This window comes from Sphingobium chungbukense (genome assembly GCF_001005725.1).
Classification (GTDB): Bacteria; Pseudomonadota; Alphaproteobacteria; order Sphingomonadales; family Sphingomonadaceae; genus Sphingobium; species Sphingobium chungbukense.
Map to the genome: position 1 here is coordinate 868,484 of NZ_LBIC01000001.1, position 24,248 is coordinate 892,731.

Sequence of the window (24,248 nt, forward strand, 5' to 3'; positions counted from 1 at the left end):
ATTATTCCGGCTTGCCGAAGAACAGGGGCAGGTCGGTTTCGATCTCGGCGCGCTGGCACGCTTCCTTGAAGGCGTGGTCGAACACGCGATCCGTCCGCCACAGGTCATACCAGAACACGACGCCGGTCGGGGTCTTGCGGTAGCGGAGCCGCGCGGCGATGCGGTAGATCGGGCCGTTGCGGAAGACAGGGATGCCGATCAAGAACAGGCCCGGGATGCGCAGCGGCTCGCCGTTGGCGTCGGTATGCTCCGAGGTGAAGCTGATCTGAGCCTCGCCCGTCGACAGGTTGCGGACTTCCCGCACCGCCGAGCTTTCATGCACCTGAAGTCCGCGCGCCAGTTCGACCAGCCGCTGCGGCGTGGCGATCGTGGCTTCACCGCCGCCCGCGTTGATGAACTTTTGCAGGTCGTCGGAAAGCTCGTCCTCTTCAGGGATGATATAGAGGACGTCGATGATCCGGTCTTCGAGGAACTCGGCGAACTCGACCATCTTCAGCGCCTCGCCGTTCTGCTCGGTCCAAGCCTTCCATTCGTCGGACAGCGGGAACGCGAAGTGCGCCTTATGCTTCCCGAAGCGCGGATCGCTTTCGGCGCCGATGCGGTGATAGTCGAGCACGACGGTCAGAGCGGGAGCCTTCCGGTCGTCGCTCGCGAAGATGGCGCTGTCCTCGTCCTTGAAGCGCAGCGCGTGAGCGATCAGGCTGTCGAGCGAGGTCAGTTCGGCAGTGCCGGTGCGGCGGACGGGCTGCGCGCGATAATCGTCGAAAGAGCAGGCAGGGATCACCAGCGCGCCGCCGGGCGTCATAGCGAAGGGCGCGGCGATGCTGGTGCCGGGTTCGGTGATAGTCTGGATCACCGGCTTGACGTAAGCCTCGACCAGATCGCGGGCCTCGCCAATCGGCCCCTTCAGTTCGTCAATATCCATGGTCTTATTCTCCTGTGGTGGATCAGTAGTCGCGGGGGCGCTCGGCCGGGCCGCTCACATCGCGGATGCCGAAAAGCTGCTGCTGGTTGGGCTGGGTGCGGGTGAAGCGGTTGTCTTCCGTCCGCCACATCACCGATTTGGCGCGGTGGTCTTCGGGCTTTGCGACCTTGAACTTGGCCTTGATCTCGGTCAGGCCGCCGTCCTGGGTGAAATCGATCGTGATGGTGGCCTTGCCCTTGGCTTTGCCGCCATTGCGCCAGGCGTGCTCGGCGAGCGCCGCCGACAGATCCTTGATCTGCTCATAGCAATCAGCGTCGAATTGGCCGTCTTCGAGCGAGCGGATGAACTCGCCCATGGTGTTGCAGGCGCCGGGCACATGCCCGCCGTCCGCGGCGCGGCGCGGTCCGTTCGGATCGCCCGGCTGATAGGCAGCGTCGGTCACTTCTTTTCTCCTTGAGCAGGCGTGTTGGTGGAAAGGGGCAGGCCCTGCTGATCCTGCCGAACTGAAAAGGGGGAGGGCGTCATGCGGCGCGCTCCGTCGGCTGATCCTCTTCCAGATCGATGAGGTCGAAGAGCGACGGCACAGCCATCTGGTCCTCGGCTTCGCGCAGATAAGCGACGCTGTGCGCCCAATAATCGGGGTTCAGTTCGCTGCCTGCGCCACGGCGGCCGGACAGGATGGCCCGCATCGGGACGGTGCCCAGGCCGCAGAACGGATCGTAAACCAGGTCGCCCTTGGCCGAGTACCGCTCGATCAGGCGATCAACGATGTCGAATTGAAGAGGGCAGACATGCTTCTCGCGGCCTTTCTGCACCTGCTGGGCGTTGAGCGTCCGCATGCGAACCACATCGTCCCAGACGTCCGGGTGATGGCTGCCCGGCGCCAGGGCCATAAAGGTGCGTGGCAGATGGCCGCGCTGATCGTTGGCGCCGCGCTCCTCAATTTGCTCGCCAATCTCGACATGCGAACGGAAGCTGTAGATCAGGTCGCGCGTCTCTTCGCGAAAGCGCTTCACGATCTTGCCGGTCGCCATATGGGCGAAGCGCTCTTCAACCTCCCACAATTCGGGGATGGTCAGCGGGCGCTCGCCGCTCGACCGCCAGAAGGCATGCGCGTCGACCTGCCAGCGGGCGAGGCTATAATCATCAGCGGACTTGGCTACGGGCGTGTCGGCATAGCCGCGGCTCCGATCGCTCTGCGGTTTGCGCATCAACAGCACATATTCAGGGCTGCCCACGCCCATCTTCGTGCCGTCCTTGAGCATCTCGCTATAGGAGAGGCGATAGGTCTGGTTGTTTTCGCGCACGACGTCGGTGACGACCGTGATCATGCCCATGAATTGGAAGCCGTGGCGCATGTAATGTTCGATGCATTTGGCATGGAACGGATTGACCGTGGGCACGCCCTCGCCGGTGACGGAGCCGAACAGGATCCGGTCCTTGACGTGGATGCACGCCAACCGGCCGGGCGCGAGCGCGCGAAGCAGTTGCGGCGTCAGGAAGTCCATCTGCGCGAAAAAGTGCGCATCGTCGTCGGTATGGCCGAAATCGTTATAGCTCGGCGTATATTCATAGTGGTTGCTGAACGGGATCGAGGTGACGATCAGGTCCAGCGAATTGTCCGCCAGGCGCTCCGCCTCGGCGACGCAATCATTGTGCGCCAACGTCCAGCCGGTACCGCTCGCCTCCTGCCGGGCACAGCCGATCGAGCGCTTCACCGCCTCCGCCGCGGCGCCATGGTTGAGACCATAGCGGCGGATCAGGTCCGACATGGTGACGCGAAACTCATCGTCGCGCGCCCACTTCTCCTGCAATTCGCGGACGACCTCCGTTTCCGTCTCGGCATGGATGATGTCGATCTCGACAGGGAATTCCTGCCCGAACCTCTGAACGCGGTGGATCGCCTGGATGAAATCGCGGAACTTGAAGCCGACGCCGGCGAAGATTTCGCGGTGGCAGTGACGCTGCAGGTTGACGCCGCCGCCCAGCATGACCGGCTTCGCGCCGATCATCTGCAGCTTCCCGTCTGCGAAGCGGGTGACGATCTCCTCGCGCTCATCCAGCTTCTGCGCGCCGTAGACCGTCTCGCAAGCGGGCAGGGCGGCCTCGATCGCCCGGCGCTCATCTTCGAGGTCGTGCCAGACGATGAAATGATCGCTCGGCGCGGCGGCGATGATTTCGGCCACCTTCTCGATGCGCGCGTCGATGGTCCTGCGCTTCTCGCGCGATGCGCCGACAACGCCCATCGCGCTATCCCGGATCAGGCGGCCTTGGCCGTTGCTCTCGATCTCGTTGCTGGCAATGTCAGCCTGCACGCTATGCCAGCGCACGGTGATGGGCGGCAGGTCATATCCTTCGTCGGAAAAGCCCAGGTCGCTGGGGCGCTGGATGCAGACGGCCCAGCTATTCACCCAAATCCAGAACTCATCGACCTTATGCGGATAGAGCGTCAGGTCGCCCGCCTTCTCGCTGTTGCGCTGGAAGAAGCGGGTCAGGGCCTGCCCGGTGTCCATGATGCCGAGGAACCCCGCATAATGGATCATCTCCTTGTAGCGGTTCGGCGCCGGCGTCGCGGTGGCGACGTGCCGATAGGGAACCTGCTCGAACAGCGGCAGGAACTCCTGATAGGTCTTCGACCCGAAGGAGCGCAGAACGTCCGCTTCATCGAGGCTGGCCCAGCCGAACCGGCTGATGTCGATCTTCCCCTCGCGGACGCTCTCGTAATTGGTCAGTATGAGCGGGCGGCCGCGCGGCTGGCACCGAAGCGCCGCCTCGCTCAGGATCGCGTCGATCTCCGCATCGGCTTGAGCGAACGCAACCGGAATATCGAGCAGCGCCGCGTCGCGAATGAACTCGCGGCGGACGTTCAGGGGCAGGATGATGATGCCCCAGCAATTCGCCTTGCGGCAGATGATGCTGCCGATCAGCAATTGCTGCATCGTCTTGTGAAGGCCGAAGCTCTCGAACAACGCGCGCCGTCCGCCTTCGACCGCCCAACGGACGATATGGCGGACATGCTCCTTCATGGGACGGCCGTCGGAGAGATGCGTCGGCACCTCATCGAGGTCGCAGGGGAAACCTGCGGGCAGGGCCAGCGGGATTTTCGCCTCAAGGAAAGCCAGGTAATCGGGATGCAGAGCATCGCTCGCGGAACTGGCCATCGCCAGCGCCGCGCCGTTCGCGTCGGTCATGGTTCACTCCAGGGCGTGTCGCGCCCGCTCGGTTTCAGTTTCAGACGGCCCGAAGCCGGACCTCGTTGCGGCGGCGTTCCAGCACACTGGCCGCCTTGATAATTTCGTCGATGACGCCAGCCGCTTCGAGCTTCAGAACGTCGCTGTCGCAGCAATCGCCGTCCGACAGCAGCGCAATCAGCAGGGGCAGAGCCTCCGCGATCTTCAGCGGGATATGGCCGACGTTCTCGCAGCACACGGCAGTCGCCGGGACCGCCTTCGCGCCGATCAGCGACAGGATGGTGTTCAGGCTCTCCGGGCCGAACGCCTTGCCGATGCTCAGCATGGCAACGGCGCTCAGGTCGCCCTTCTTGTTCCGGGCATTGCCGACCGACGCAGCGGAGTTGCCGAGCAGATCGGCCATGTCCTGATCCGTCAGCCCTTCCGGTGCGGCAAGCGCGCTCACCGTCTGGCTGACCGCCTCGCGATAAGAATTCTGTGTGAGACGCACCGACTTACCCAACACGCTGGGCGCGCCTGCGCGTAGAGAGGTTCCATAATCACAGCACGCAGACATCAGGCAGAAATCCTCTCGGCAACCGAGCGTGCATCGCCGGCCGGGACGGCATCGCAAGCGGAGGAATGGGCATGGGAAACCGACGGCCAAGGCTTGCGAGCCTTCTTGGCAGCGAGCTTCATATGATCGAGGCGCGCAGCGGGAATGCCGTTCTTGCGCCAGCTGTGGACGGTGGATGTGGGGGACTTCACCATCTTGGCGACGGCGCTCGTTCCGCCCAAACCGTCGATGATAATATCGGCATCGGTGAGCATGAGGATTTATATGCGATAATCGGAAGTCAATCGCAAGCGGAAAGTTGCGATAATCGCGATTGCGATAGTCGCAAGTTCGGGTTCAATAGCCCCATGGACCCTTACGCCCATCTGAGCGCTGAAGCGGCGGACATCTTTCGCGTGCTGGACGATCTGAAATTGCGCCAGCGCGACCTAGCAGTGGCGCTCGGCCTGGAAGAGAACAAAATTTCCAAGGTGAAGAAAGGCGAACGGCAGTTCAAAGCGGCTGAGCTGTTGGCTGCGCGGGAATGGCTTGCCACGGCTGGCCGGCCGTCGATCCGTCAAGGTCCGACCGTCCATCCCGACATTCCGCCGACGCGGGGGGTCGCAGACGGCGACGGCATGGTGATGCTCAAGCAAATCAACCTCGGCTTCGCAATGGGTGACGGCACCAATCTCGACGACTATTTCGAGGAATCGGAGATCGGGTTCGATCCCAATCAGCTGCGTGCAATTAGCCGGGCACCGTCAACGCGCCTTATCGTCGCGCACGGTGCCGGGGACAGTATGCAGCCGACCCTTCTCGACAGCGACACGCTGGTCATCGACACCACGCAGACTAAGCTCAACATGATGGATCGTATCTGGGCAATCAGCCTCTATGGCGCCGGTGCGGTTAAGCGGTTGCGGCCAGCGGCAGAAGGTAAGGTCGAGATCATCTCCGATAATCCGATACATGGAGCGAAGCTCGTATCAGCCGAGGATGTGCGGATCATTGGTCGGGTGGTTTGGTCTGGACGTCGACATTAGGGCTAAATTCAAGGGGGTGGGCATGAAGAAGGTTATAATCGCTGCGCTGCTGGCGGCCTCGTCCGGATCGGCGAGTGCTTCACTTGGGTCAAAGCCAGGCGAGATGGTGGGCGCGTGGGAAGTGGAAACCGTTATCGATGGCTTTTCTGACACGAAGCGAGGGATAACCCATACCAAACTGGGCGCTGATGGGTTCTTAGCCGTCAAGTGTGACAAGCCCGGCCTGGGGTCGCTGTATCTCACCTTCTTTACCCCGAAATATCTTGGTAGCGACCGGATTTCGTCGCGAGTTCACGGAGCGAAATACCGGCTTGACGATGCTCCGGCTCAGGATTTGCCTTCCCCATATTACGATGGCAAAGCAGCGTCGATAATCGGTAACAAGGCCACGGACCTATTGAAGGGGCTGGCGATCTCGTCACCAAAGCGGTTTCGTGCGCAATTTCTTACGTATGACAATGATCTTGCGGAGATCGACGTCGACGTAACGGGCGCGGCCAATGCAATTTACAAGACGGCGGCCATTTGCGAGGACACCGCGTTCGTTCAATAGGGGCACTGGATCGTGCAATTGTCTTTGGCGGTTGTTGGAGCCGACCACCCGAACAAAGATAAATCGAACCGTCGCTTCGAGATCCTGCTCTGCCGGCCGGGGGAGAGGATTGATTTGGTGCCAGAGCCAAAGAACCCTGCCGACCCGCAGGCGGTCGCCGTTTTTAGCGAGCGGGGCGTGCAGATCGGATACGTCCGAGCAGACAGAGCCCCGCTGATCCGCACCTATCTCGCGCGGGGGCGAATCACATCATCGATATTTCAGGAAGCGGCGAGTTGGGGCGCGAATATTCGCGTGGGCCTCGACGGCGAAGAGGCTGTCCTTCCAGAGCAAAGGGACATTTCCGCGGCGTCGGACGACAGCGGGTTCTACCCCGATTACATTCCGCCAGATGATTAAATGCGATAATCGCAATTTTTAAGTTGCGATACTTCCGATAATCGCACATAAGACCTCCATCACCTGAGCCGCCGCGCATCCAGCCGGCAGGCGAGCGGGTGGGGAGATCATCATGTCCCACGATCGCAATTCTGTCGGAACGGCGTTTGCTGAAGCGCTGAGGATGACGAGCGCGCTGATGCGCGACCCGGCCTATAAGTCATACCAGACCGTCGATTTCGTGAACATCGGCCGGCACGCGGCTGGCGAAGCGCATCGGCTGCTGCCGACCGACCCCGAGGCGGCGCGCTATGCGCTGATCACCGGAGCCAGCCGGATGCTGGCGGCGGCTGAGCGGCTGGAGAACCCCGAGCCCATCATCACCCTGCCGTCGGACCGTCCCGAAAACGCCGCGCTGATGGTGATCCAGTGAGCGCGCCCGCACACATCGCCGCCAGCATCTTCATGCTCGGCATGGGCATCGGCTCCTGCTGGCTGATCTACGTCCACCTGCGCGCCTACCGCGACCAGATCGTGGCTGCCCTGATGATGGAGCCGCGCTGATGACGGCCCGCTTCCACATTCGGGGCCGCGACCCGCTGACCGTCGCGCCGCAGACGCAATGGCAGGCTGAGCGGATGCGCGGCCCGATCCAGCCGATGGAGCAGCCGCGCCGGTCGTGGTTCCGCTTTCGGAGGATCGGCTGATGCTCGAACACCCCTCCATCCTCCTGGCAGGCATTGCCGCGCGGGCATCGCTCGCCACCGAGCGCCACCTGCGCCTGCTCAACAAACCGCCACTGTCCCAACTGCGCGCGTCCCCCCTTAGCGCGCAGCGGGCGGGAGCCTCGGACGACCTTTCCCCCTCCCGGTCGTCATCTGATCCGCGCGGGTCGGCCGTCGAGGCCGGTCGATCCGCTAACCAATCCGAGCCCGGCGAACCCTGCGACTGCCTGCCTTGTCGGCTGGGCCTGACGCACATCTCGCCGTGCGAGCGGGAGAGTAATGATGCGTGATGTTCTGACCCAATGCCGCGACCAGTTCGCCTTCTATGCCGACGAGCACCGGAAGGCGGGCAAGGTCGAGAAGGCTGAAACGAACGAACGGTTCAGGGCCTTGGCTGATCGCGCCCTCAGCCAGCCGGGAGGCGGCGGCGACATGGGCGACTTTCAATCGGCCGTCGGCGCCTGGATGGTCGAAGTCTTTGGCGAGCAGATCGCCATGGACCCGCTTGAACGGATCATGCGCTTTCTGGAGGAAGCGCTGGAGCTGGCCCAGGCGGAGGGCATGACCGCCACCGAGGTCGGGCGTGTGGTCGACTATGTCTATGGCCGGCCGGTAGGCGAAACCTTCCAGGAGGTCGGTGGCGTCTTGGTGACGCTGGCCGCCTTCTGTTTCCGCCGCGAGGTCGACCTGAAGGCTGCGGCGCTGACCGAGTTCGACCGGATCGACAGCCCTGAAATGCGGAAACGCATTTTCGATAAGCAGGCGTTCAAGCGTGCGCAGGGCCTGACCAGCGACGGCGGGTTCCGCGCCGAAGGTGGGGCCGCCTGATGTTCGTCGTCTTCGACCTCGATGGTACGCTCGCCAATTGCGAGCACCGCCTGCACCACATCGCGATGCCCGCGCATGGCGAGGCTGACTGGCCCGAACAGAACTGGGACGCATTCTATGCCACGGTGCATGAAGATACGCCCATATCCCCCGTTCAGGCGTGCGCAGCGGCGCTGATAGATACTGGCCATCGCGTGGAGATCTGGACCGGCCGCTCGGACAATTGCCGCGTAGCGACGCAGCGCTGGCTGAACGATCATGGCCTCGGCGGCCTTCCGCTGATCATGCGCGAAGGCGGCGACCGGACAGCCGACTATCGGCTGAAGCGAGGCTGGATCACCGAGCGCGGCAAGCCCGACCTCATTTTCGAAGATCGCGCGAGCGTCGTCGCCATGTGGCGCGAGCAGGGCATTATCTGCGCCCAGGTCGCGCCGGGGGATTTCTGATGAAGTTCGGTGCTGAAAATCCCGAATTCGTGCTGGTGAAGACCCGCTGGGGTTTTCGCCACGCGATCAAGGCGCACAACGGCGCGCTCAACCACTGCCGGGGAAACCCCGCGACCTGCAAGTTCTGCCATGAATATGGCGTGCCGGTCGAGGCACCCGATCCCATCAGTGCGATGATGGACGCTCTGCGCGCCAACTGGGGTAAGCGCTGGGCGGAGAGTAACCGGCACCCCCACGCCGTCGCCGAGAACGAGATTTGGCAGGGCAAGGGCCTGCACATCGTCGCTCGCGAGGATGACGACCCGGCGAACCGCACCGTCCTCGTCAGCTTCGGCGACGATCCCACGATAGCCGCCGCCGTCGGCGCGCTGGTCCATGTCCACAATGAGATGATCGGAAAGCCTGACTGATGGCCTACGCCGTTGATTTTGCGGGATCGAACTTCACGTTCAAGGCGCCCGAAGACCGCGCCGATGTGTCCGATCTGCACACCTTCCGCCAGCGCGGCGGCCCCTGCAACGTCTCCTGCTGGCAGCTGACGCCGGACGAGATCGAGGAGGTGAATCGCACCGGCCGCATCTTCCTGTCGGTGATGTCCGGCATGACCTTCTATCCCGTCTTCCTCGGCAGCGAGGCGCGGGTGCGTTCCGTCGTGGTCGACTATGGCCCGGTCTGGGAGCGCGGCTGATGCGCGCGGCTTCCTGCTTCTCTGGTATCGGCGGCGCTGAACTTGCCCTGCCGGAAGCCGAATGGCTTTGGTGTGCGGAGATTGAGAAGTTCCCCAGCGCCGTGCTGGCCAGCCGCTTCGGCCATCCGAACCTCGGCGACATCACCGCGCCCGACTTCATTGAGCGGGCGGCGGCGTTCGGCTCCCTCGATCTGCTGGCGGGCGGCCCGCCGTGCCAGGCGTTCAGCGTCGCCGGTCTGCGCAAAGGCATGTCCGACCCGCGCGGCCAACTCTCCATCCGCTTTCTGGAAATCGCCCATGCAATTAGACCTCGGAACCTTGCTGTCGAAAACGTCCCCGGATGGCTCAACCACGAAGATAACGCCTTCGGTTGTTTCCTGGGCGGACTTGTCGGGGCAGACGATGCCCTCCTTCCGTGCGAGCGCCCGCGGGGACGCCGGGGCAACGATTTCTGGCGCTGGCACGAAAAGCGGCAGGAACTGGTCCCCACATGGCCAAGCGCAGGTATGGTTGCCGGGCCATGGGCACGGGCGGCATGGCGGGTTCTCGATGCTCAATATGCAGGCTTGGCGCAACGGCGCGAGCGTGTGTTCCTTGTCGCAGATTTTGGAGACGGGGCCGATCCCGTCGAGGTATTATTTGAGCGCCAAAGCCTGTCTGGGAATAATCCGCCGCGCCGCGAAGCGGGGGAAGGAACTACCGGCACTCTTAGCGCATGCGCTGAAGGCGGTGGCGGCCTTGGAACCGATTTCGAATGCCAAGGTGGATTGCAGCCAGTCGGATTCGGGGGGGGGGCGCACCAGCGGACCTATTGACGTCGCCGCTTGCCTGACCGCCAAGGGCCAACGCGTAGACTTTGAGGTCGAAACCTTCATCGCGGACGTTGCGGGCACCCTTCCGGCCGGCGGAAACGAAACGGGCGGAGATCGGCAACCCGGCACGAGTGCCGATACTGCTGGCTCGATGCTCGTCGCCCATACGTTGCGCGCGGAAGGCTTTGATGCGAGCGAGGACGGCACTGGGCGCGGCACACCGATTGTCCCGGTCCCATTCTCCATCATGCCGATGAACAGCGGTAAGGATTACAAGGCCCGCGCTGTCGATGTTGCTCAACCGCTTATGGCGGGCGGCCCGGTCGGCGGTAACCAGGGTGGCGATTACATCGTGGATCAGGCGCCCGTCGCCTTCTCCTGCAAGGACTATGGCGCGGACGCTCAGGATGATCTTTCGCCCACCCTACGGGCAATGGGTCACGCTGATAGCCATGCTAACGCAGGCGGGCAGATGGCCGTGGCAATCCAGGCGGGCGCGCTGCGCGAGAACCCTGCGAGCGGACCCGATGGCGCCGGGTTCAAGGAGGGCGTGGCTTACACTTTGGAAGCGCGCGCCGAAGTCCAGGCGGTTGCTACCGAATGGGCCGTCCGACGCCTGACCGTCACGGAATGCTGCCGCCTTCAGGGCTATCCCGACGACTGGACGATGATTGAGCACGGCAGCCGCCGGACGATCGACGATGACGAGGCCGCCTATCTGACTGCCAAGGGCGCCCACGTTGTGCGCGACAACGAAGGGCGGTGGCGGACGAACGCCGCCGCCGATGGCCCGCAATATAAGGCCCTGGGCAATGCGTGGGCTGTCGCCTGCGTCCGGCCGGTGGTGCTGCGGATCATGGAGGGCCAGACGGCATGAAGCTCGCAGCCATTCCCATGACATTCGAGCAGGCGGCCGCCTTCGTGCGGGAGCATCACCGCCATCTGACGCCGCCCGCCGGACACAAGTTCAGCATCGGCGCGGCGGCTGACGGGCAGATTGTCGGCGTGATCATCATCGGTCGGCCGGTTGCACGGCTGCGCGACGATGGCGAGACGCTGGAGGTGACGCGCTGCTGCACGACAGGCCACCGCAACGCTTGCTCTTTCCTCTATGGTGCCGCCGCCCGCGCGGCCTTCGCGCTCGGCTATCGTCGCATCGGAACCTACACCTTGAAGTCGGAGCCGGGCACAACGCTGCGAGCTGCGGGATGGAAGTTGATAGGTGAAACGCGCGGCGGGCGCTGGTCACGGTTGAATCGGCCCCGGCCTGATTTCCAGCCGCTCGAACAGAAATGGCTGTGGGAGCAGACCGCATGAAGCGCCCGCTTCCCAACTATCAGATCGGCGAAGTCATGCCGATGCCGGCGGACGCCGATATGGCTCTGGCCGAAATCCAGATGCAGAAGCGCGGCCTACTCGCGCGCAATGCGAAGTCGAGCCACCGGAGCATCGCCGGGATCACCGCGAAGCGGATCATGGCCGGGCTGAACGAGGCCGAGCGCATTCGGACGGACCCGTTCGAGCGGGCGCAGACTTTCCTGCGCCGTAAGGGCTTCGTGCCGGTCTGCGCGCTGGAGAAACAATTTCAGGTGGGACGCCGCCTCTTCGCCAGCAAGGCGGAGGTGATGGCGTTCGCCCAGGCGAAAGGATGGAAGCCATGAGCATTTTCGAACAGGCGACGCACATCGAGGTCGAGGCGGAGGTGCGCTATTGGGAAGACGCCTGCGTCAACGGCCTGATCGACGAGGACGGATCGCGCATCTTCGGGCGCGAAGGCGACCTGTGGAAGGTGCGGATCGATCTGCTCGACGGCATTGTGCAGGATTGGCCAGCCGGTGAAACCGCCGAAATCCATTACAAGGTCTGCGATCAGGGCGTCTATTGGCTGACTGATGACAGCGGCAGGCGTCTGGCGAAGTGGCGCAGCCATTATGTCCCCGACGATTTCCTCTGCCACGGCACCGAAGGTTTCGGCGACTATATCATCATGAACGTCGTGGTCGGCGGAGGCATTGAGCACTATCGCACCCCGCGTATCAATCCCGACCAATGGGAGGTGCTGGAGATTGCCGCGCCGCCCGCACTGACCACCCATGTCATGAACGACATTGAGACGCTGGGCACCGGAGACGATGCGCTGATCACCTCGATCGGCGCCGTGAAGTTCAACGCCAATGGCATCATCAGCGTCTTTCATCAGGGCATTGACCCGGTCAATGCGCAGGCGCTTGGGCTGAAGCTGGATGCGCGGACCGTGTTCTGGTGGTTCGACGAGGAGCGCGCCGACGCCCGCCGGGCGCTGCTTTCCTTGCCGCGCCACCCGCTCGCCGTTGTGCTCCAGCGCTATCGCGAATGGTATGGCGACGAGAGCCTGCCGACATGGGGCAACGGCGCGAGCTTCGACAATGTGCTGATGCGCAGCGCGTTCCGCGCGGCCGGTCATGAAATGCCGTGGGATTTCCGCTTTGACCGCTGCTACCGCACGATGAAGTCGCTGCCGGGCGCGCCGCGGATGGAGCGCAGCGGCGTTCACCATGACGCGCTCGACGACGCGCGCAGCCAGGCGCTGCACCTGATCGACATCGCGAAGCATCTGGGGGTGCCGCTGTGACGACGCTGACCGCTGAAACCGCTGGCGCGAAGAACGCCAGCCTTTCCCTGAAGCTGAAGGCGAAAAGCGGGTTCTCGTCCGAGAGCACCTATCAGGTGTCGGCCCTTCAGTGGGCCGCGATCACCGCCATCTGCGAGGAAACCGAGCAGGCCAAGGACTTCATGGCGGCCATGTCGAAGAGGATCATCCCATGACGGACCGGCCTCGCCGCATACAACTTTCTCGTGCGAAGGGCTGGCGGATGCCCGATAACACGGTGAAGGTCGACCGCTCCACGAAATGGGGCAATCCCTATCCGCTCCAGCCGGGCCGCACGGCAGAGCAGGCCGTGGCCGCCTTCCGCATCCACCTGCGCGAGACGCCTAGCCTGCGCGAAATGGCTGGGCGCGAACTTCGCGGCAAGAACCTCGCCTGCTGGTGCCCGGCCGGCGCGCCGTGCCACGCCGATATTCTGCTGGAGGCCGCGAATGGATAAGCGCGACGCCCTGGCGAAGCTGCTGTTACTGATGGACACGTTCGCCGGCGAAGAACTGGGCCATGTCTATGGCAACGGGCAGGAGATCGAATCGACCGATGTCGTGACCGAGCTGTGCGCGGCCTTCGATATGGAGCCGGCAAGCGGCTGGTGGCGGACAATCGCTGATCAGATATTCGCTGATCAGGCCCGCCTCGATTTCCTCGACCGCTGCAATGAACGGCTGAACGCCCAGTGCGGCACAACCTACAGCTGGTCGCTGATCATGAATCACAACGTCAACCGGCTGATGCTCGGGCATATGGCCGTCGACCTGCACGATAGCGCGCCGCCTTCGCAGGCCCTGCCGTCCTGCCGGGCAGCGATCGATGCGGCGATGCAGCGGATTAGGGAGGCTCAGCAGCCATGAGCCACCAGTGCAAAGGCAAGGTGCGCCATCCGACGAGGCAAGGTGCCATTATCGCACTCAGGCGGGTGAAGAACATCGCCATGGACATCTACCAGTGCCCCAGCTGCAAAGGCTGGCATCTGGGCCGGACGCGCGAGGCGTCGAGGTGCGCCGACCGGATCACGCAGGTTCTGGACCGCCATGCTGCGGCGCTGGCGAAACGGATGGAGGGGCGCAATGGCTGAGCAGCGCGAACCTTGGGCACGGCCTGATTGCACAACCTGCGGCGGCTGGGGCTTTATCTACGCAACGCCCCGCGACGGCGGTGAGAAATATCGCTGTTTATGTGGCAACTGTCGAGCGGCATCCGAAGCCCCAGACTATCCGGTCGCTGCGCCCGATGGCGTCGCGCCGGTCATCTTCCGTGCGCAGATCATTCAGACGATGGGGACATGGTTCAAGATGGCTGTGCCCAATCTTTCCGATGCCGAGGCGGCGGCAGCGGCAAAAGCATCTTGGGAAACCGACTGGCCCGACGACCCCCAGCCGCGCACGCTGGAGGCGGCGAAGGAGGTCGTGGCAGACGAATTGGCATACTGGACTGAGTGACGGGAAACGGACAATGATCATGGAGAACATCAACGACAGGCGGCGGGACAACCTGCTGCGCATCGCCGAGGTGAAGGCCCGCACGACTCTGTCGAGCGCGACCATCTATCGGCGCATCAGCGCGGGCACTTTCCCGCGTCCCCATCGCATCAGCGCCGGGCTTACGGCATGGTATGAATCGGAGATTGATTCGTGGGTTGCGGACCCGATGGGGTATCGGGCAGGGGTGCAAAACGAGGTGGGGGTATAAGTCGGGGTATCGCCTTAAAAGCGATGCTTAAGAGGCTAGGAAATCCGTCGTTATTGCTCCATCTTTCGACGGGCTCCCTCTCCGCCAGAATCTTCCAAGTCGCCATTTTCTCATAACAATGATCGCCCATGTGGGGCATCATACCAATCGGGTCACAACGACCGATGACATTATCGGCTGGAAGGACGCGTGACCGCACAGGCGTCGCTGGCCGCCTTGCGCGTTGACATGGCTTGTGGCGAAATCTCGGGCAGCGCTGGTTTGCTCGCCACCTTTCACCCTATCTAGTCCTGAAACAGCTTGAATTCGACGAGCCGTATGGCCTTGCCGCCCTTTGGGGTCATGAGCAGGCGCACCTTGTCGGTGCGGATGGCAGGCCAGCGCAGGAAGGTGATGCCGTCGGCGACGGGTGAACCCCTGGGTGTCGCGATCGTCTTCCAGCCTCCCCCGATCATGGCTTGCAGGCGATAGCCGCGCGGAACGGCGAAGCCCTTGCCGTCCGCGAAGAAGGCCAGCTCGGCGCGGCCGAGGACGACCGGCTTGCCGAAATCGATCGCGTACCATTGTCCGGCGGGCGAGGGTGCAGAAGACCAGCCATTGGGCAGTTCGGGGAAGAACCAGAGCCTTCCATCGATGGCGTCATGGATATTTTCCGGGTCGGTGTTGCTGGAGGCAGAGCCCTTCGGAAACTGGCCGCGCACGAGTTGGACTGCGCGGTTGATGGGGCGATCGATGGTGGCGTTGCGCGCGCTTTCCACGGCTGTGGTCAGGCGGCCGAGCGTAGGGCGGCGGGCGACTTCCCGGCCATCGACCTCTATGGACAGGCCCTTGCCCCGGCCATAATGGCTGCCGTCCGCGTCCCAGGTCACGGCGATGCGGCGGCCGTGATAGGGCACGTCCTGCGCCCGGAACCAGGCCAGCGCCTGCGGATCGCCCGCTTCGGGAAGCAGCGGGTTCACCTCCAGCACATCGTCGGCGCGGGGACGGATGCCGACCAGCCCGGTCAGGATCAGGTCGTTATAGCCCGAATGGAAATAGTGGTGGCTGCGATCGAGCCCCACGATCGGCTGGCCGGTTTCAGGGTGATAGTCTTCCTCCAGGTCGAGGCGTTTGGCCTTTCCGGCGCCCTGATAGTGGAGCGCCGTATATTGGCGCAGCAGGCGCATATAGTCGCTGCGGGTGACGGGGCCGAGGCTCTGATAATGGTCGAGCAGGTTCGCCAGCCCGATCAGCACCTGGGTCGTCTGATAAGGCCAGACAGGGCCGTTCCACTGGCATTCGGGGTCTGGGCCAAGATAGCGATACTGCCGCATATAATATTCGTAATTCACCTCGACCGTGCGCATGCCTGCCTTGCCGGCGAGCGAGGCGGGGTCGAGCAGATGGCGCCAAGCCTGCGCATAGCGCGCTTCGTCGGGGACGAGGTCGAACATCCAGGGCAGATAGCCGACAAGCTCGCGATTGCGGATCGGTTCCCAATAGGTGACGTGCGGGTTCTTCCGGCTCTGGTGCCGGTCGATGAAGTGGGTGAGCTTCTCGCTCCAGAGGTCGGCCAGCACATGGCCCCGGATGGCTTCGGCGCGGGCGGCATAGTCCCGCGCCATGGCCTCGTCGCCCGCCATCGCTGCCAGCCGGGAAAGGGCACGGGCATTGGCGAACATATAGCTGTTGATCGAGGGGCGGAACGCATCGCCGCCGCGAAAGCCGTCCTTGCCGCCCGACGCGTCGATGGAGGAGACGGTATATTCGGTGGCGTCGAGCAGCGGCTCGACGAAATAGAGGCGCTTGTCGAAGTCGAACTTCTCGTCCCACAGGCGGTAGATGTGGCGCATGACCGGCAGGTGGCGGAGCGCCGCTTCGCGGTCGCCGTCGACCAGATAGCGGCCCCAGACGCTGTCGGCCATATAGTCGGTGAAATGGCGGTCATTGCCGCCGCCGGCATACATGAAATCGATATAATCGTCGGCATAGCGGCGGTCGTTCAGCCAGCGTCCCTCGGCCAGATGGAAGCCGGTGGCGTCGTTCAGGCTGGCATAGGGATGCCGCTGCCAGTCGACATCATCGAGGAATTCGGTGGAGATGAACCCTTCTTCCCCCAGATCGCGCTGGTGGGCGCGGAAGAGGGACCAGCGATAATAATAGACCGCGTCGATCCTGGGGTCGGCGGATTCGAAGAAGGGGATACGCCGTTCATACCAGGGCGCGTCTTTGCCGAAGCGCTGGACCGCGATGCGATGATTGTCCATTGCGGGAGGCGGCGGAGCCGCCCCGATCAGTGCCGCACCTGTCAGCAAAGCGTTGATCCACGCGCGCATCGCTCAATCCCCTGTCGCCGGAAACGAATATGGCGGCCGGCCGGGATTGGAGAGGGTCCTGGACCGGCCGCCATGGAAATGGGATGCGGAGGAGGTGCCGCATCCCATCGGGCACTCACTTGAACGTATAGCGGACACCCAGCGCGAAGGTGCGCGCCAGCAGGGTGGTGCCGAGGTTGAACTGATCGGGCCCGCCGACATCCTCGAACTTGTAATAGGTTTGCTGCTTCGACTTGGTCAGGTTGACCGCGTCGAAGGTCACGCCCAGACGGTCGTTGACGTTCCAGGTGAGCTGGAGGTCCAGACTCTTTTCCGGGTTGCGCCACACGCCGATCGGGTTGGCGAACAGACGGGCTTCGTTGTTGGCCAGAAACTCCTTGCGCCAGATATAGGACAGGCGCGCGCCGATCGGGCCGTTATCATAGGCGAGCGTGGCGTTGTAGCTGAGGTCCGACACGCCGAAGAAGGACGAGGTGGATTCGCCGGTAACGACGCCGGCCGAGTTGGTTTCCGGGATGTTCTGCTTGGAATCCAGCACGGTCACGCTGCCCACGAAGCCCAGGCCGTTGAGCGGGCCCGGCAGGTAGCTGGGGAAATAGGTCAGGCCCAGTTCCAGCCCCTTGAGCACGCCGTTCGATGCGTTGACCGGGCGGGTGATCGCGAAATTATCCGTCGCGCCTGCCACGATGCCGTTGTTCGGGATATATTCCTGAATCGTCAGCGGCACGACCAGCCCGCTGATCTCGCGGCGGAAACCGGTCAGCGTGATCGCGCTGTTGCGTTCGAAATACCATTCGATCGCGGCGTCGAAATTCTTCGAATGGGTGGGCTTCAGCGTCGCCGTGCCCGCCGTGCCGCTGCCATAGCCGACATTGGTGAGGTCGCCGGTCAGATTGTAATTGGGGTTGATGTCGCTGAAGTTCGGGCGGCGCAGCGTTTCACCATAGTTGAAGCGCAGGCGCAGATTGTCGAAAATCTCGTAGCGCGCGGTGAAGCTGGGCAGGAAGCGGTCCGACCCGGACGACACGCGGGTCTGCGCGCCGCCATTGTAGCGGTCGAAGAAATTATAGTCGGTATCGACCGTGACATAGCGCACGCCGGCCTGCAATTTCAGCGGACGGCCGAAGATCGACAGTTCGCCATCGGCCTGCACATAGGCGGCGATGGTGCTTTCGTCGATGTCGAACACCTTCTGGAGCGCAAGCTGGTCGGAGGTTTTGATGCCGTAGAGGCCGCGGACGGTGTCGGCATTGTCATGCAGCCAATAGCCGTTCGCCAGGGTCCAGCTCGACGGCACGTCGGCGCGGCCCTGATAGAAGTCGGAATTGGTGAAGGCGGCGCCTTCGCCCAGCCCGGCCAGCGTGGTCCGGACCAGCGGCGCGCCCGCATCCTGGGTGCGCACGGCGGTCGACGCCTTGCGCTGGTCGATGCGGATGCCTGCCTTGATCTGGCGCAGGAAGCCTTCGTCCCAACTGTAGTAGCCGTCGAGCGTGCCGGTGATGGCGCTGCCCTTGTCGCGATTGGCGTTGTCGTAAAGCTGGGCGACGTTCCAGACGCCGGGGTCGGCCAGCAGGCTGTCATCGTCGAAATGATAGGAAGGGATGCCGCCGCCCGCGTTGAAATCGACGTCGATCGAGTTCGCGACCCGATCCGTCCGCATGGCGAGGAAGGAGGTCTTCACCTTGCTGGTCTGATAGGCGATGTCACCGATGATCTTGCCGCGATCGCCCAGGTCCCATTTGCCGTTCAGCGCATAGACGAAGCTGTCGGTGCTGGTCTTGGTGAAGTCGCCGCTGTTGAAGCCGTAAACGCTGTTCGCGGTGCGCGCCTTGACGATGTTGGTGCCGTCATAGAGCGTCGGCGCCTGCGGGTTCGCCCAATAGTCGACGAAGCTGAATTGCAGGCTGCTGAACGTTTCGCCCCGGAAGCCCGCATAGAAGACCTCGGCGGTGTAGACCGAGCTGCTGTTGGGCGCCCATTGCAGCGCGACGTTGAAGGACGGACGCTCGCGCTTGCCGTAGAGGTCGGAGCTGAACGCGGCGTCGCGGGACAGATAATAGGGCGTCTCGACGCCGTTGACGTCCATGGTCGCGCCCGCGGCCGTCGACAGGCCGGCGTTGAGGCCGGGATCCCATGCGCCAAGTGCCGGTGCCCGGCCGAACTCTCCGGTGATCGGATCGCGGCCGACCGGGAAGATGCGCTGGAAAGCCGTCAGGCCCGTTCCGGCGGGCGGGGTCATGGTGGCGAACGGCACGAAGGCGCCCGCCGTCACCGTCTGGTCGCGATATTTGGTGCGGCTGTAGCTGCCGTTCACCAACAGGCCGATGTCGCCGATGCCGGTTTCCCAGCGGTCGCTGACCAGCAGCGCGACGTTCGGATTATAGCTGTCCGCCTGCTCATTATAGATGCCGCGCGCGAGGCCGGAAATGGCGAAGCCGTTAAAGTCGAACGGGCGGCGGGTCTCCACATTGACCTGTCCCGCCAGGCCCGTTTCGATCTGGTCGGCGGAGCGCGTCTTGAACACGTCGACGCGCTTGACGAGGTTGGCCGACACGTCCTGCAACTGGAAGGACTGTCCGGCGGCGGTGAAGATGTTGCGGCCGTTGAGAGTGGTCAGCGCGTCGGGCAGGCCACGGATCGAGATCGCCGCCGCTTCGCCGCCGGTGCGGTTGGTGACCTGGATGCCGGTGACGCGCTGGAGCGCCTCGACGACGTTGTTGTCGGGCAGTTTGCCGACATCTTCCGCGACGATCGAATCGACGATCTGGGTCGATTCCTTGCGCACGTTGAGCGCGCCGACGATCGAGGCGCGGACGCCGGTGACGATGATGTCGTTGGCTTCGTCCTGCTGCGGCGCGGTTTCGGGCGCGCTTTGGGTTTGGGCGTGGGCAGTGCCCGCCAGCATGAGGGCGAGCAGGGACGCAGACGTGAAAACGATTGGCTTCAGAGCCATTTTTGATCCTCCCCATGGAGATATGAGCGCGTTTGCGCCACGAATTACTCTGACTAATTATTTCTCGGAGTAATAGAAGGCAAGAGGGAAATTGCTTTGCCCGTACATGAAAGATTTTTGCTTGTGACAAATATACCGCATCCAGGCATATCGGCATTTTAAAGCTTTATGGGCATGGGAAAAAGCCGCTTTCCCGAGGGAAGGGGAAGCGGATTTTTCCTTCTATTTGTCAGACTTGGGAGCTAAGGTCAGTCCGCGATCCAACGCGCCGTAGCGTCGCGGCTGCCCGCGAGACGGATTGCATTCTTCACCACGGCAAGCGCCTTGCCGGCGGCCGCGATCGACACGAAGCGGACCGTGCCCGAGCGGTCGTCGGTGAAGCGGACGAACTGGCTGCGCATCGCAAAGTCGGTGCTGCGATCGTCGCGGGCGAGGATGACCGATCCATCCCTGGCCGCGACCAGATAATGGTCGGGCAGCAATATGGGGGAGAGCATCACGCTCTGCGGTCCGGCTCGGCCTGCGGTCTGGCGGAACTGGGTGGCGGGCAGCGAGGGGTTGCCCGCGATCAGGCGCAGGCCGTCATGGGCCAGCATGGCCTTGGGATCGGCGGCGGAAGCGAAGCGCTCGGGCAGCGGGCCGTTGCCGACGGGCACGCCGAAATCGGGTGTGCCGTCGGCCTTGTAATAGAGGCGCTGCACCCGGGTGTGGCGGTCGGGGTTGAACAGCGGGTCGCCCTGGATCGCCTCATAGTCGCGGCCGTGATAGACGAGGACATCGCGGCCCTTTTCATCGACGGTAAAGCTGTTGTGGCCGGGGCCGTAGACGCTGGTTTCCCGGCAGGTGGTGAACACCGGCTGCGGCGACTTCACCCAGGCATTGGGGTCCATGATGTCGGCATTCTCGTCCGCCGTGAGCAGGCCGAGGCAATAGCGCGCATCGGTGGCGCTGGCCGAATAGGTCATGAACAGGCGGCCGTTGCGGTGCAGGACTGCGGGCGCTTCGGCCACCTTGTAGCCGCGTATTTCCCAGTCGAGCGTCGGGATGGTCAGGCGGGTGGCTTTGCTTGCCAGCTTCAGCGGCGATTCCAGCGGCGCGATGTAGAGGTTGCTGTTCGTCTCGATGCCCGGTTCGCGCTGCGCCCAGGCGAAATAGCGCTTGCCGCGATGGACGAAGCTGGTGGAGTCGAGGTTGAAGCTGTCCCACGGCGCCTGGAACTGGCCAAGGACGGTCCATTTGCCGGTCATCGGATCGGGGCCGTCGCAGACCACGGCATAGGTGCGGATGCGGAACACGTCCTCGCCACCGCCGCTGGGACCGGCGGCGAAGTACATGATCCACTTGCCGTTGATCTGGTGCAGTTCGGGCGCCCAGAGGAAACCGGACATGGGGCCGGTCTTTTCGTGGCGCCAGAGGACGCGTTCCTCCGCGGTCGACAGGCCCGCCAGCGTCTTCGATCGACGGAGTACCAGCCGGTCATATTCGGGGACCGAACCGGTCATGTAGTAAAAGCCGTCCTCATGGCGGAAGACCTGCGCGTCGGCGCGCTGCTTCACCAGCGGGTTGACCGGGACCGGGGCGGCGACTTCGGTTTTGGCGCGCGCGATAAGTGGTGTTGCGGATAGCGCGGCTGTTCCGGCGAGGAAGTGGCGGCGGTTCATGGGGTTCATTCAAAGCTCTCCTCTTGGGTCGCCCTCACCCTTCCGGCGCTTCGCGCCTTCCTCCCTCTCCCGCTGGGGGAGGGAAAGGGTGAGGGCGAGTTCTCAATAGTCTGCAACAGGCCAGCCATCCGCGCCCCAGCGGACCGGCGCGATCCGCAGGGTCGGCGCGCCGTTCACCTGTTTGTCATAGGCGTGATAGACGACATAATCTCTTCCATCCCGGTCATGCAGCCAGCCCGCATGGCCGGGGCCACGCCAGCGCTGCTGTTCCTGAAGGTCGGCGTGCAGGAAGATGGTGCCGCCACCCTGCATCATCGGGCTGCCGTCCTTGCCGAGATAGGGCCCGGTGATTGCCTTTGAGCGGCCGATGACGGTGTAGTAGGTGCTGTTCACGCCCTTGCAGCAATAGTCGTAGGACGCCATCAGCCAATAATAGCCGCCATGGTCGACGATGAAGGGCGCCTCGACCGGAGCCGGGCCGCCTGCGGGGGCGGGGCGGCGGGCGATGGAAATCGGCCGCTCACCGGTCTTCAGCGGTTTTCCGGTCTTTTTGTCCAGTTCGAACAGCTTGATGCCGGTCCAGAAGCTGCCCAGCGTCAGCCAGTGGCGCCCTTCGCGATCGATGACGAAATTGGGGTCGATCGCATTATAGTCGTCCGCCTTGGTCGACATGATCACCAGCCCCTCGTCGCGCCAGCCGTAATTCGGCGCCCTGGGGTCGAGCGTGGGACTGGTGGCGAGGCCGATGGCCGACCGGTTCGAACCGAAGGTCGAGACCGAATAATAGAGCCGGTAGCGGCCATTCACGAAGCTGATGTCGGGCGCCCACATGCCGTCGCTGCCGGGAATGGCCTTGGTCGCCCATGCGGGAAGCGCGGTGAAGACCGGACCGCCGGCGGTCCAGTGGATCAGATCCTTTGACGTGCGGGTCTCGATCAGGCGCTGGCCATGGCCGGTGCTGAAGACGTGATAGGTGTCGCCCTCGCGGATGATGACGGGGTCGTGGGTCGGCGTGAGGTCGCCGGTCAGACGGCTGTTCAGCGTCTCAGCCCCGGCGACGCTCGCGCAGGCGAGGAGGGCGAGGCTCGCCATTTTCAACATATTTGACAGCGCCATGCAGACTCTCTTCGACAGCGGTTCTGGGCGTCATGTGCTCCTGCGAAGGCAGGAGCCCAGTTCCGCCGTTTCAACGGGGTTCCTGCCTTCGCAGGAACACGGAACCCCTTAAAAGGGAAGGGAATGGAGCGGACGGCGATTCCACCCTCCGCCCGCTCCAAGGGCTTTACTGGACGTCGAGCACCACCACCGATTTGGGCGGCAGGGCGACGGTCAACACGCCGTTTGCAATCTGCGCGCCGGTGAAGGGGGCGGGCTTCACGACTTGCGGATCGTCGAAGCTGTTGTGCGCATTGATCGCCGAGGCCGTCAGGATGCGGCCCGACACGCTCGCCGCGTTCAACCCATCCAGCTTCACCGTGACCATGTTGCTCTGGTTGGGATCGAGGTTGGACAGGCCGACATGGACCTTGCCGTCCTTCGCCCGGACCGCCGATCCGCTGATGGCGGGCATCACGAACCTGTCCTTGTTGTACCAGGGCGTGTCGATGTCGATCGGCAGCACCGTCGCGTCCTGCCAGGGCTTGTACATCTCGAAGACATGGTAGGTGGGGGTCAGCACCATCTTCCTGCCTTCGGTCAGGATCATCGCCTGGAGCACGTTCACCATCTGCGCGATGGCGGTCATGCGGACGCGGTCGGCATGTTTGGCGAAAATGTCGAGATGGATCGAGGCGATCAGCGCATCGCGCAGCGTGTTCTGCTGCCGCAGGAAGCCGGGATGCGTGCCGGGGTCCTGCGCATACCAGGCGCCCCATTCGTCGACGGCGAGGAACACGCGCTTGGCCGGATCATATTTGTCCATGATCGCGCTATGTCTGGTGATCAGTTCGTCCATGCGCATCGCGCCCGCGAGCGCATCGGCCCAGCCGGTTTCGTCGAAATCGACGGCGGGGGCACGCGGCGGCCAGCCGCCTGCGGGATGGACATAATAATGGAGCGAGAGCCCGTCGAGCCGGTCGCCCGCCACCCGCATCATCGTCTCGGTCCAATTATAGTCGTCGACATTGGCACCGGCCGCGATCTTCAGGATTTTCGTGCCGGCAGGGGCCTTGATGAAGGTGGCGTAGCGGCGCGTCTCGTCCGCCGCGAATTCCGGCCGCATATTGCCGCCGCACCCCCAAAGTTCGTTGCCGACGCCGAAATAGGGGACGGCCCACGGTTCCTTATGCCCATTCTTGGCGCGCAGGTCCGCAAGGCTGCCCGCCGGGGCGGTCATATATTCCACCCACTCCGCCATTTCCTGTGGCGTGCCATTGCCGACATTGCCCGCAATATAGGCCTGCGCACCGACCTGGCGCAGCAGTTCGAAAAATTCGTGGGTGCCCACGCTATTGGGCTCGGTCACGCCGCCCCAATGGGTGTTGACCTTGGTCGGGCGGTCCTTCTTCGGGCCGATGCCCTCGCGCCAGTGATATTCGTCGGCAAAGCAGCCGCCCGGCCAGCGGATGATCGGCACGGACAGGTTGCGCAGCGCCGCCACGACGTCATTGCGGAAGCCGTTGGTGTTGGGAATCGACCGGTCATTGCCGACCCACAGGCCGCCATAGATGCCATTCCCCAGATGCTCGGCGAACTGGGTGAAGATCGCCTTGTCATAGGTCGCGCCGGGCTTGTCGGCATGGAGGGTCGCCGTCGTCGGCTTACCGCCGGTCTGAGCGTTCACGCCGGGCATCCCGCCAGTCATGGCGGTGGCGCAGAGCAGAAGCGCGGCAGTCGTGCGGCGCAGGGCCTTCATCATTC

The 24,248-nt window shown here is 63.6% G+C and carries 30 protein-coding genes and 1 pseudogene; 21 read left to right on the plus strand and 10 right to left on the minus strand.

Annotation, left to right across the window (positions count from 1 at the left end; all coding sequences use genetic code 11):
- Position 1: 1 nt before the first annotated feature.
- The 5 genes from YP76_RS04350 to YP76_RS29205 all read right to left on the minus strand — a co-directional run bounded on the left by YP76_RS04350 (position 2) and on the right by YP76_RS29205 (position 4,866).
- The gene (locus YP76_RS04350) at positions 2-925 is read right to left on the minus strand and encodes a DUF2303 family protein (protein WP_046762322.1); all 924 of its coding nucleotides are present in this window, start codon (positions 923-925) and stop codon (positions 2-4) included.
- A 22-nt stretch (positions 926-947) separates the two neighbouring features.
- Complete coding sequence (locus YP76_RS04355; RefSeq protein WP_046762323.1) at positions 948-1,367, minus strand: hypothetical protein; 420 nt, start codon at positions 1,365-1,367, stop codon at positions 948-950.
- Between the two features lie 79 nt (positions 1,368-1,446).
- Positions 1,447-4,116 (minus strand): DNA methyltransferase, encoded by a 2,670-nt coding sequence (locus YP76_RS04360; RefSeq protein WP_084733016.1) that lies wholly within the window; start codon positions 4,114-4,116, stop codon positions 1,447-1,449.
- A 40-nt stretch (positions 4,117-4,156) separates the two neighbouring features.
- The gene (locus tag YP76_RS04365; RefSeq protein ID WP_232307439.1) at positions 4,157-4,561 is read right to left on the minus strand and encodes a hypothetical protein; all 405 of its coding nucleotides are present in this window, start codon (positions 4,559-4,561) and stop codon (positions 4,157-4,159) included.
- A 110-nt stretch (positions 4,562-4,671) separates the two neighbouring features.
- Positions 4,672-4,866 (minus strand): hypothetical protein, encoded by a 195-nt coding sequence (locus YP76_RS29205; protein WP_408640421.1) that lies wholly within the window; start codon positions 4,864-4,866, stop codon positions 4,672-4,674.
- Here YP76_RS29205 and YP76_RS26465 point away from each other — a divergent pair.
- The 21 genes and pseudogenes from YP76_RS26465 to YP76_RS04470 all read left to right on the plus strand — a co-directional run bounded on the left by YP76_RS26465 (position 4,795) and on the right by YP76_RS04470 (position 14,460).
- Entirely contained in the window at positions 4,795-5,697 is a 903-nt protein-coding gene (locus YP76_RS26465) for a S24 family peptidase (RefSeq protein WP_157035646.1), read from the plus strand. The two genes, YP76_RS29205 and YP76_RS26465, sit on opposite strands and share 72 nt — an antisense overlap.
- Before the next feature lie 22 nt (positions 5,698-5,719).
- Positions 5,720-6,250, plus strand: a complete 531-nt coding sequence (locus YP76_RS04380; RefSeq protein ID WP_157035647.1) for a hypothetical protein — start codon at positions 5,720-5,722, stop codon at positions 6,248-6,250.
- 12 nt (positions 6,251-6,262) lie between these two features.
- On the plus strand, positions 6,263-6,649 hold the full coding sequence (locus tag YP76_RS04385) for an HIRAN domain-containing protein (RefSeq protein ID WP_232307440.1): 387 nt from the start codon (positions 6,263-6,265) through the stop codon (positions 6,647-6,649).
- Between the two features lie 112 nt (positions 6,650-6,761).
- Positions 6,762-7,061, plus strand: a complete 300-nt coding sequence (locus tag YP76_RS04390; protein ID WP_046762328.1) for a hypothetical protein — start codon at positions 6,762-6,764, stop codon at positions 7,059-7,061.
- Complete coding sequence (locus tag YP76_RS29015) at positions 7,058-7,192, plus strand: hypothetical protein (protein ID WP_269748611.1); 135 nt, start codon at positions 7,058-7,060, stop codon at positions 7,190-7,192. Before YP76_RS04390 ends, YP76_RS29015 begins: the two co-directional genes overlap by 4 nt.
- Complete coding sequence (locus tag YP76_RS27560; RefSeq protein WP_157035649.1) at positions 7,192-7,335, plus strand: hypothetical protein; 144 nt, start codon at positions 7,192-7,194, stop codon at positions 7,333-7,335. Before YP76_RS29015 ends, YP76_RS27560 begins: the two co-directional genes overlap by 1 nt.
- A 300-nt stretch (positions 7,336-7,635) precedes the next feature.
- Positions 7,636-8,181 (plus strand): hypothetical protein, encoded by a 546-nt coding sequence (locus YP76_RS04395; RefSeq protein WP_157035651.1) that lies wholly within the window; start codon positions 7,636-7,638, stop codon positions 8,179-8,181.
- Positions 8,181-8,627, plus strand: coding sequence for a phosphatase domain-containing protein (locus YP76_RS04400; protein ID WP_046762329.1), 447 nt, complete (start codon positions 8,181-8,183; stop codon positions 8,625-8,627). Before YP76_RS04395 ends, YP76_RS04400 begins: the two co-directional genes overlap by 1 nt.
- Positions 8,627-9,037: a hypothetical protein gene (locus YP76_RS04405; RefSeq protein WP_046762330.1), complete on the plus strand. Its 411-nt coding sequence runs from the start codon at positions 8,627-8,629 to the stop codon at positions 9,035-9,037. The genes YP76_RS04400 and YP76_RS04405 overlap by 1 nt, the downstream gene beginning before the upstream one ends.
- Positions 9,037-9,315 carry a hypothetical protein gene (locus YP76_RS04410; protein ID WP_046762331.1) on the plus strand — a complete coding sequence of 93 codons (279 nt, stop codon included), beginning with the start codon at positions 9,037-9,039 and terminating at the stop codon, positions 9,313-9,315. The genes YP76_RS04405 and YP76_RS04410 overlap by 1 nt, the downstream gene beginning before the upstream one ends.
- A pseudogene (locus YP76_RS29210) lies at positions 9,315-9,617 on the plus strand (DNA cytosine methyltransferase); the annotation flags it as partial. The gene YP76_RS04410 and the pseudogene YP76_RS29210, both read left to right, overlap by 1 nt.
- Positions 9,618-9,864: 247 nt before the next feature.
- A complete protein-coding gene (locus tag YP76_RS04420; RefSeq protein WP_052757292.1) occupies positions 9,865-11,004 on the plus strand; it encodes a DNA cytosine methyltransferase in 1,140 nt (379 codons plus the stop codon).
- Positions 11,001-11,444 (plus strand): XF1762 family protein, encoded by a 444-nt coding sequence (locus YP76_RS28560; protein WP_046762333.1) that lies wholly within the window; start codon positions 11,001-11,003, stop codon positions 11,442-11,444. Before YP76_RS04420 ends, YP76_RS28560 begins: the two co-directional genes overlap by 4 nt.
- Positions 11,441-11,788: a hypothetical protein gene (locus YP76_RS04430; protein WP_046762334.1), complete on the plus strand. Its 348-nt coding sequence runs from the start codon at positions 11,441-11,443 to the stop codon at positions 11,786-11,788. Before YP76_RS28560 ends, YP76_RS04430 begins: the two co-directional genes overlap by 4 nt.
- Complete coding sequence (locus YP76_RS28130) at positions 11,785-12,738, plus strand: 3'-5' exonuclease (protein ID WP_198147417.1); 954 nt, start codon at positions 11,785-11,787, stop codon at positions 12,736-12,738. Before YP76_RS04430 ends, YP76_RS28130 begins: the two co-directional genes overlap by 4 nt.
- Positions 12,735-12,932 carry a hypothetical protein gene (locus YP76_RS04445; protein WP_046762335.1) on the plus strand — a complete coding sequence of 66 codons (198 nt, stop codon included), beginning with the start codon at positions 12,735-12,737 and terminating at the stop codon, positions 12,930-12,932. Before YP76_RS28130 ends, YP76_RS04445 begins: the two co-directional genes overlap by 4 nt.
- Complete coding sequence (locus tag YP76_RS04450) at positions 12,929-13,213, plus strand: DUF4326 domain-containing protein (protein ID WP_046762336.1); 285 nt, start codon at positions 12,929-12,931, stop codon at positions 13,211-13,213. The genes YP76_RS04445 and YP76_RS04450 overlap by 4 nt, the downstream gene beginning before the upstream one ends.
- Positions 13,206-13,622, plus strand: a complete 417-nt coding sequence (locus YP76_RS04455; protein ID WP_046762337.1) for a hypothetical protein — start codon at positions 13,206-13,208, stop codon at positions 13,620-13,622. The genes YP76_RS04450 and YP76_RS04455 overlap by 8 nt, the downstream gene beginning before the upstream one ends.
- Positions 13,623-13,687: 65 nt before the next feature.
- Entirely contained in the window at positions 13,688-13,846 is a 159-nt protein-coding gene (locus YP76_RS04460) for a hypothetical protein (protein ID WP_157035652.1), read from the plus strand.
- Positions 13,839-14,210: a hypothetical protein gene (locus YP76_RS04465; RefSeq protein WP_046762339.1), complete on the plus strand. Its 372-nt coding sequence runs from the start codon at positions 13,839-13,841 to the stop codon at positions 14,208-14,210. The genes YP76_RS04460 and YP76_RS04465 overlap by 8 nt, the downstream gene beginning before the upstream one ends.
- 19 nt (positions 14,211-14,229) lie before the next feature.
- Positions 14,230-14,460, plus strand: coding sequence for a helix-turn-helix transcriptional regulator (locus YP76_RS04470; RefSeq protein ID WP_046762630.1), 231 nt, complete (start codon positions 14,230-14,232; stop codon positions 14,458-14,460).
- Between the two features lie 284 nt (positions 14,461-14,744).
- Here the strand turns inward: YP76_RS04470 and YP76_RS04475 are convergent, their stop codons facing one another.
- From YP76_RS04475 to YP76_RS04495, 5 genes are all read right to left on the minus strand, one after another.
- A complete protein-coding gene (locus tag YP76_RS04475) occupies positions 14,745-16,775 on the minus strand; it encodes an MGH1-like glycoside hydrolase domain-containing protein (protein ID WP_046762340.1) in 2,031 nt (676 codons plus the stop codon).
- A 115-nt stretch (positions 16,776-16,890) separates the two neighbouring features.
- A complete protein-coding gene (locus YP76_RS04480) occupies positions 16,891-19,728 on the minus strand; it encodes a TonB-dependent receptor (RefSeq protein ID WP_046762341.1) in 2,838 nt (945 codons plus the stop codon).
- A gap of 248 nt (positions 19,729-19,976) precedes the next feature.
- A complete protein-coding gene (locus YP76_RS04485; RefSeq protein WP_046762342.1) occupies positions 19,977-21,398 on the minus strand; it encodes a glycoside hydrolase family 43 protein in 1,422 nt (473 codons plus the stop codon).
- A gap of 93 nt (positions 21,399-21,491) precedes the next feature.
- The gene (locus tag YP76_RS04490) at positions 21,492-22,505 is read right to left on the minus strand and encodes an arabinan endo-1,5-alpha-L-arabinosidase (RefSeq protein WP_046762343.1); all 1,014 of its coding nucleotides are present in this window, start codon (positions 22,503-22,505) and stop codon (positions 21,492-21,494) included.
- Positions 22,506-22,671: 166 nt separating this feature from the next.
- Positions 22,672-24,246: an alpha-N-arabinofuranosidase gene (locus YP76_RS04495; RefSeq protein WP_046762344.1), complete on the minus strand. Its 1,575-nt coding sequence runs from the start codon at positions 24,244-24,246 to the stop codon at positions 22,672-22,674.
- Positions 24,247-24,248: the final 2 nt, after the last annotated feature.

Coding starts and splice junctions, on each gene's coding strand:
- YP76_RS04455 (WP_046762337.1), top strand. CDS start 13,206: ATGGATAAGCGCGACGCCCTGGCGAAGCTGCTGTTACTGATGGACACG.
- YP76_RS28560 (WP_046762333.1), top strand. CDS start 11,001: ATGAAGCTCGCAGCCATTCCCATGACATTCGAGCAGGCGGCCGCCTTC.
- YP76_RS04485 (WP_046762342.1), bottom strand. CDS start 21,398: ATGAACCCCATGAACCGCCGCCACTTCCTCGCCGGAACAGCCGCGCTA.
- YP76_RS04490 (WP_046762343.1), bottom strand. CDS start 22,505: ATGGCGCTGTCAAATATGTTGAAAATGGCGAGCCTCGCCCTCCTCGCC.
- YP76_RS04395 (WP_157035651.1), top strand. CDS start 7,636: ATGCGTGATGTTCTGACCCAATGCCGCGACCAGTTCGCCTTCTATGCC.
- YP76_RS04465 (WP_046762339.1), top strand. CDS start 13,839: ATGGCTGAGCAGCGCGAACCTTGGGCACGGCCTGATTGCACAACCTGC.
- YP76_RS04380 (WP_157035647.1), top strand. CDS start 5,720: ATGAAGAAGGTTATAATCGCTGCGCTGCTGGCGGCCTCGTCCGGATCG.
- YP76_RS04470 (WP_046762630.1), top strand. CDS start 14,230: ATGGAGAACATCAACGACAGGCGGCGGGACAACCTGCTGCGCATCGCC.
- YP76_RS04430 (WP_046762334.1), top strand. CDS start 11,441: ATGAAGCGCCCGCTTCCCAACTATCAGATCGGCGAAGTCATGCCGATG.
- YP76_RS28130 (WP_198147417.1), top strand. CDS start 11,785: ATGAGCATTTTCGAACAGGCGACGCACATCGAGGTCGAGGCGGAGGTG.
- YP76_RS04350 (WP_046762322.1), bottom strand. CDS start 925: ATGGATATTGACGAACTGAAGGGGCCGATTGGCGAGGCCCGCGATCTG.
- YP76_RS04360 (WP_084733016.1), bottom strand. CDS start 4,116: ATGACCGACGCGAACGGCGCGGCGCTGGCGATGGCCAGTTCCGCGAGC.
- YP76_RS04420 (WP_052757292.1), top strand. CDS start 9,865: ATGCTCAATATGCAGGCTTGGCGCAACGGCGCGAGCGTGTGTTCCTTG.
- YP76_RS04495 (WP_046762344.1), bottom strand. CDS start 24,246: ATGATGAAGGCCCTGCGCCGCACGACTGCCGCGCTTCTGCTCTGCGCC.
- YP76_RS04390 (WP_046762328.1), top strand. CDS start 6,762: ATGTCCCACGATCGCAATTCTGTCGGAACGGCGTTTGCTGAAGCGCTG.
- YP76_RS04410 (WP_046762331.1), top strand. CDS start 9,037: ATGGCCTACGCCGTTGATTTTGCGGGATCGAACTTCACGTTCAAGGCG.
- YP76_RS27560 (WP_157035649.1), top strand. CDS start 7,192: ATGACGGCCCGCTTCCACATTCGGGGCCGCGACCCGCTGACCGTCGCG.
- YP76_RS04400 (WP_046762329.1), top strand. CDS start 8,181: ATGTTCGTCGTCTTCGACCTCGATGGTACGCTCGCCAATTGCGAGCAC.
- YP76_RS26465 (WP_157035646.1), top strand. CDS start 4,795: ATGATCGAGGCGCGCAGCGGGAATGCCGTTCTTGCGCCAGCTGTGGAC.
- YP76_RS04480 (WP_046762341.1), bottom strand. CDS start 19,728: ATGGCTCTGAAGCCAATCGTTTTCACGTCTGCGTCCCTGCTCGCCCTC.
- YP76_RS04450 (WP_046762336.1), top strand. CDS start 12,929: ATGACGGACCGGCCTCGCCGCATACAACTTTCTCGTGCGAAGGGCTGG.
- YP76_RS29205 (WP_408640421.1), bottom strand. CDS start 4,866: ATGGTGAAGTCCCCCACATCCACCGTCCACAGCTGGCGCAAGAACGGC.
- YP76_RS04475 (WP_046762340.1), bottom strand. CDS start 16,775: ATGCGCGCGTGGATCAACGCTTTGCTGACAGGTGCGGCACTGATCGGG.
- YP76_RS04405 (WP_046762330.1), top strand. CDS start 8,627: ATGAAGTTCGGTGCTGAAAATCCCGAATTCGTGCTGGTGAAGACCCGC.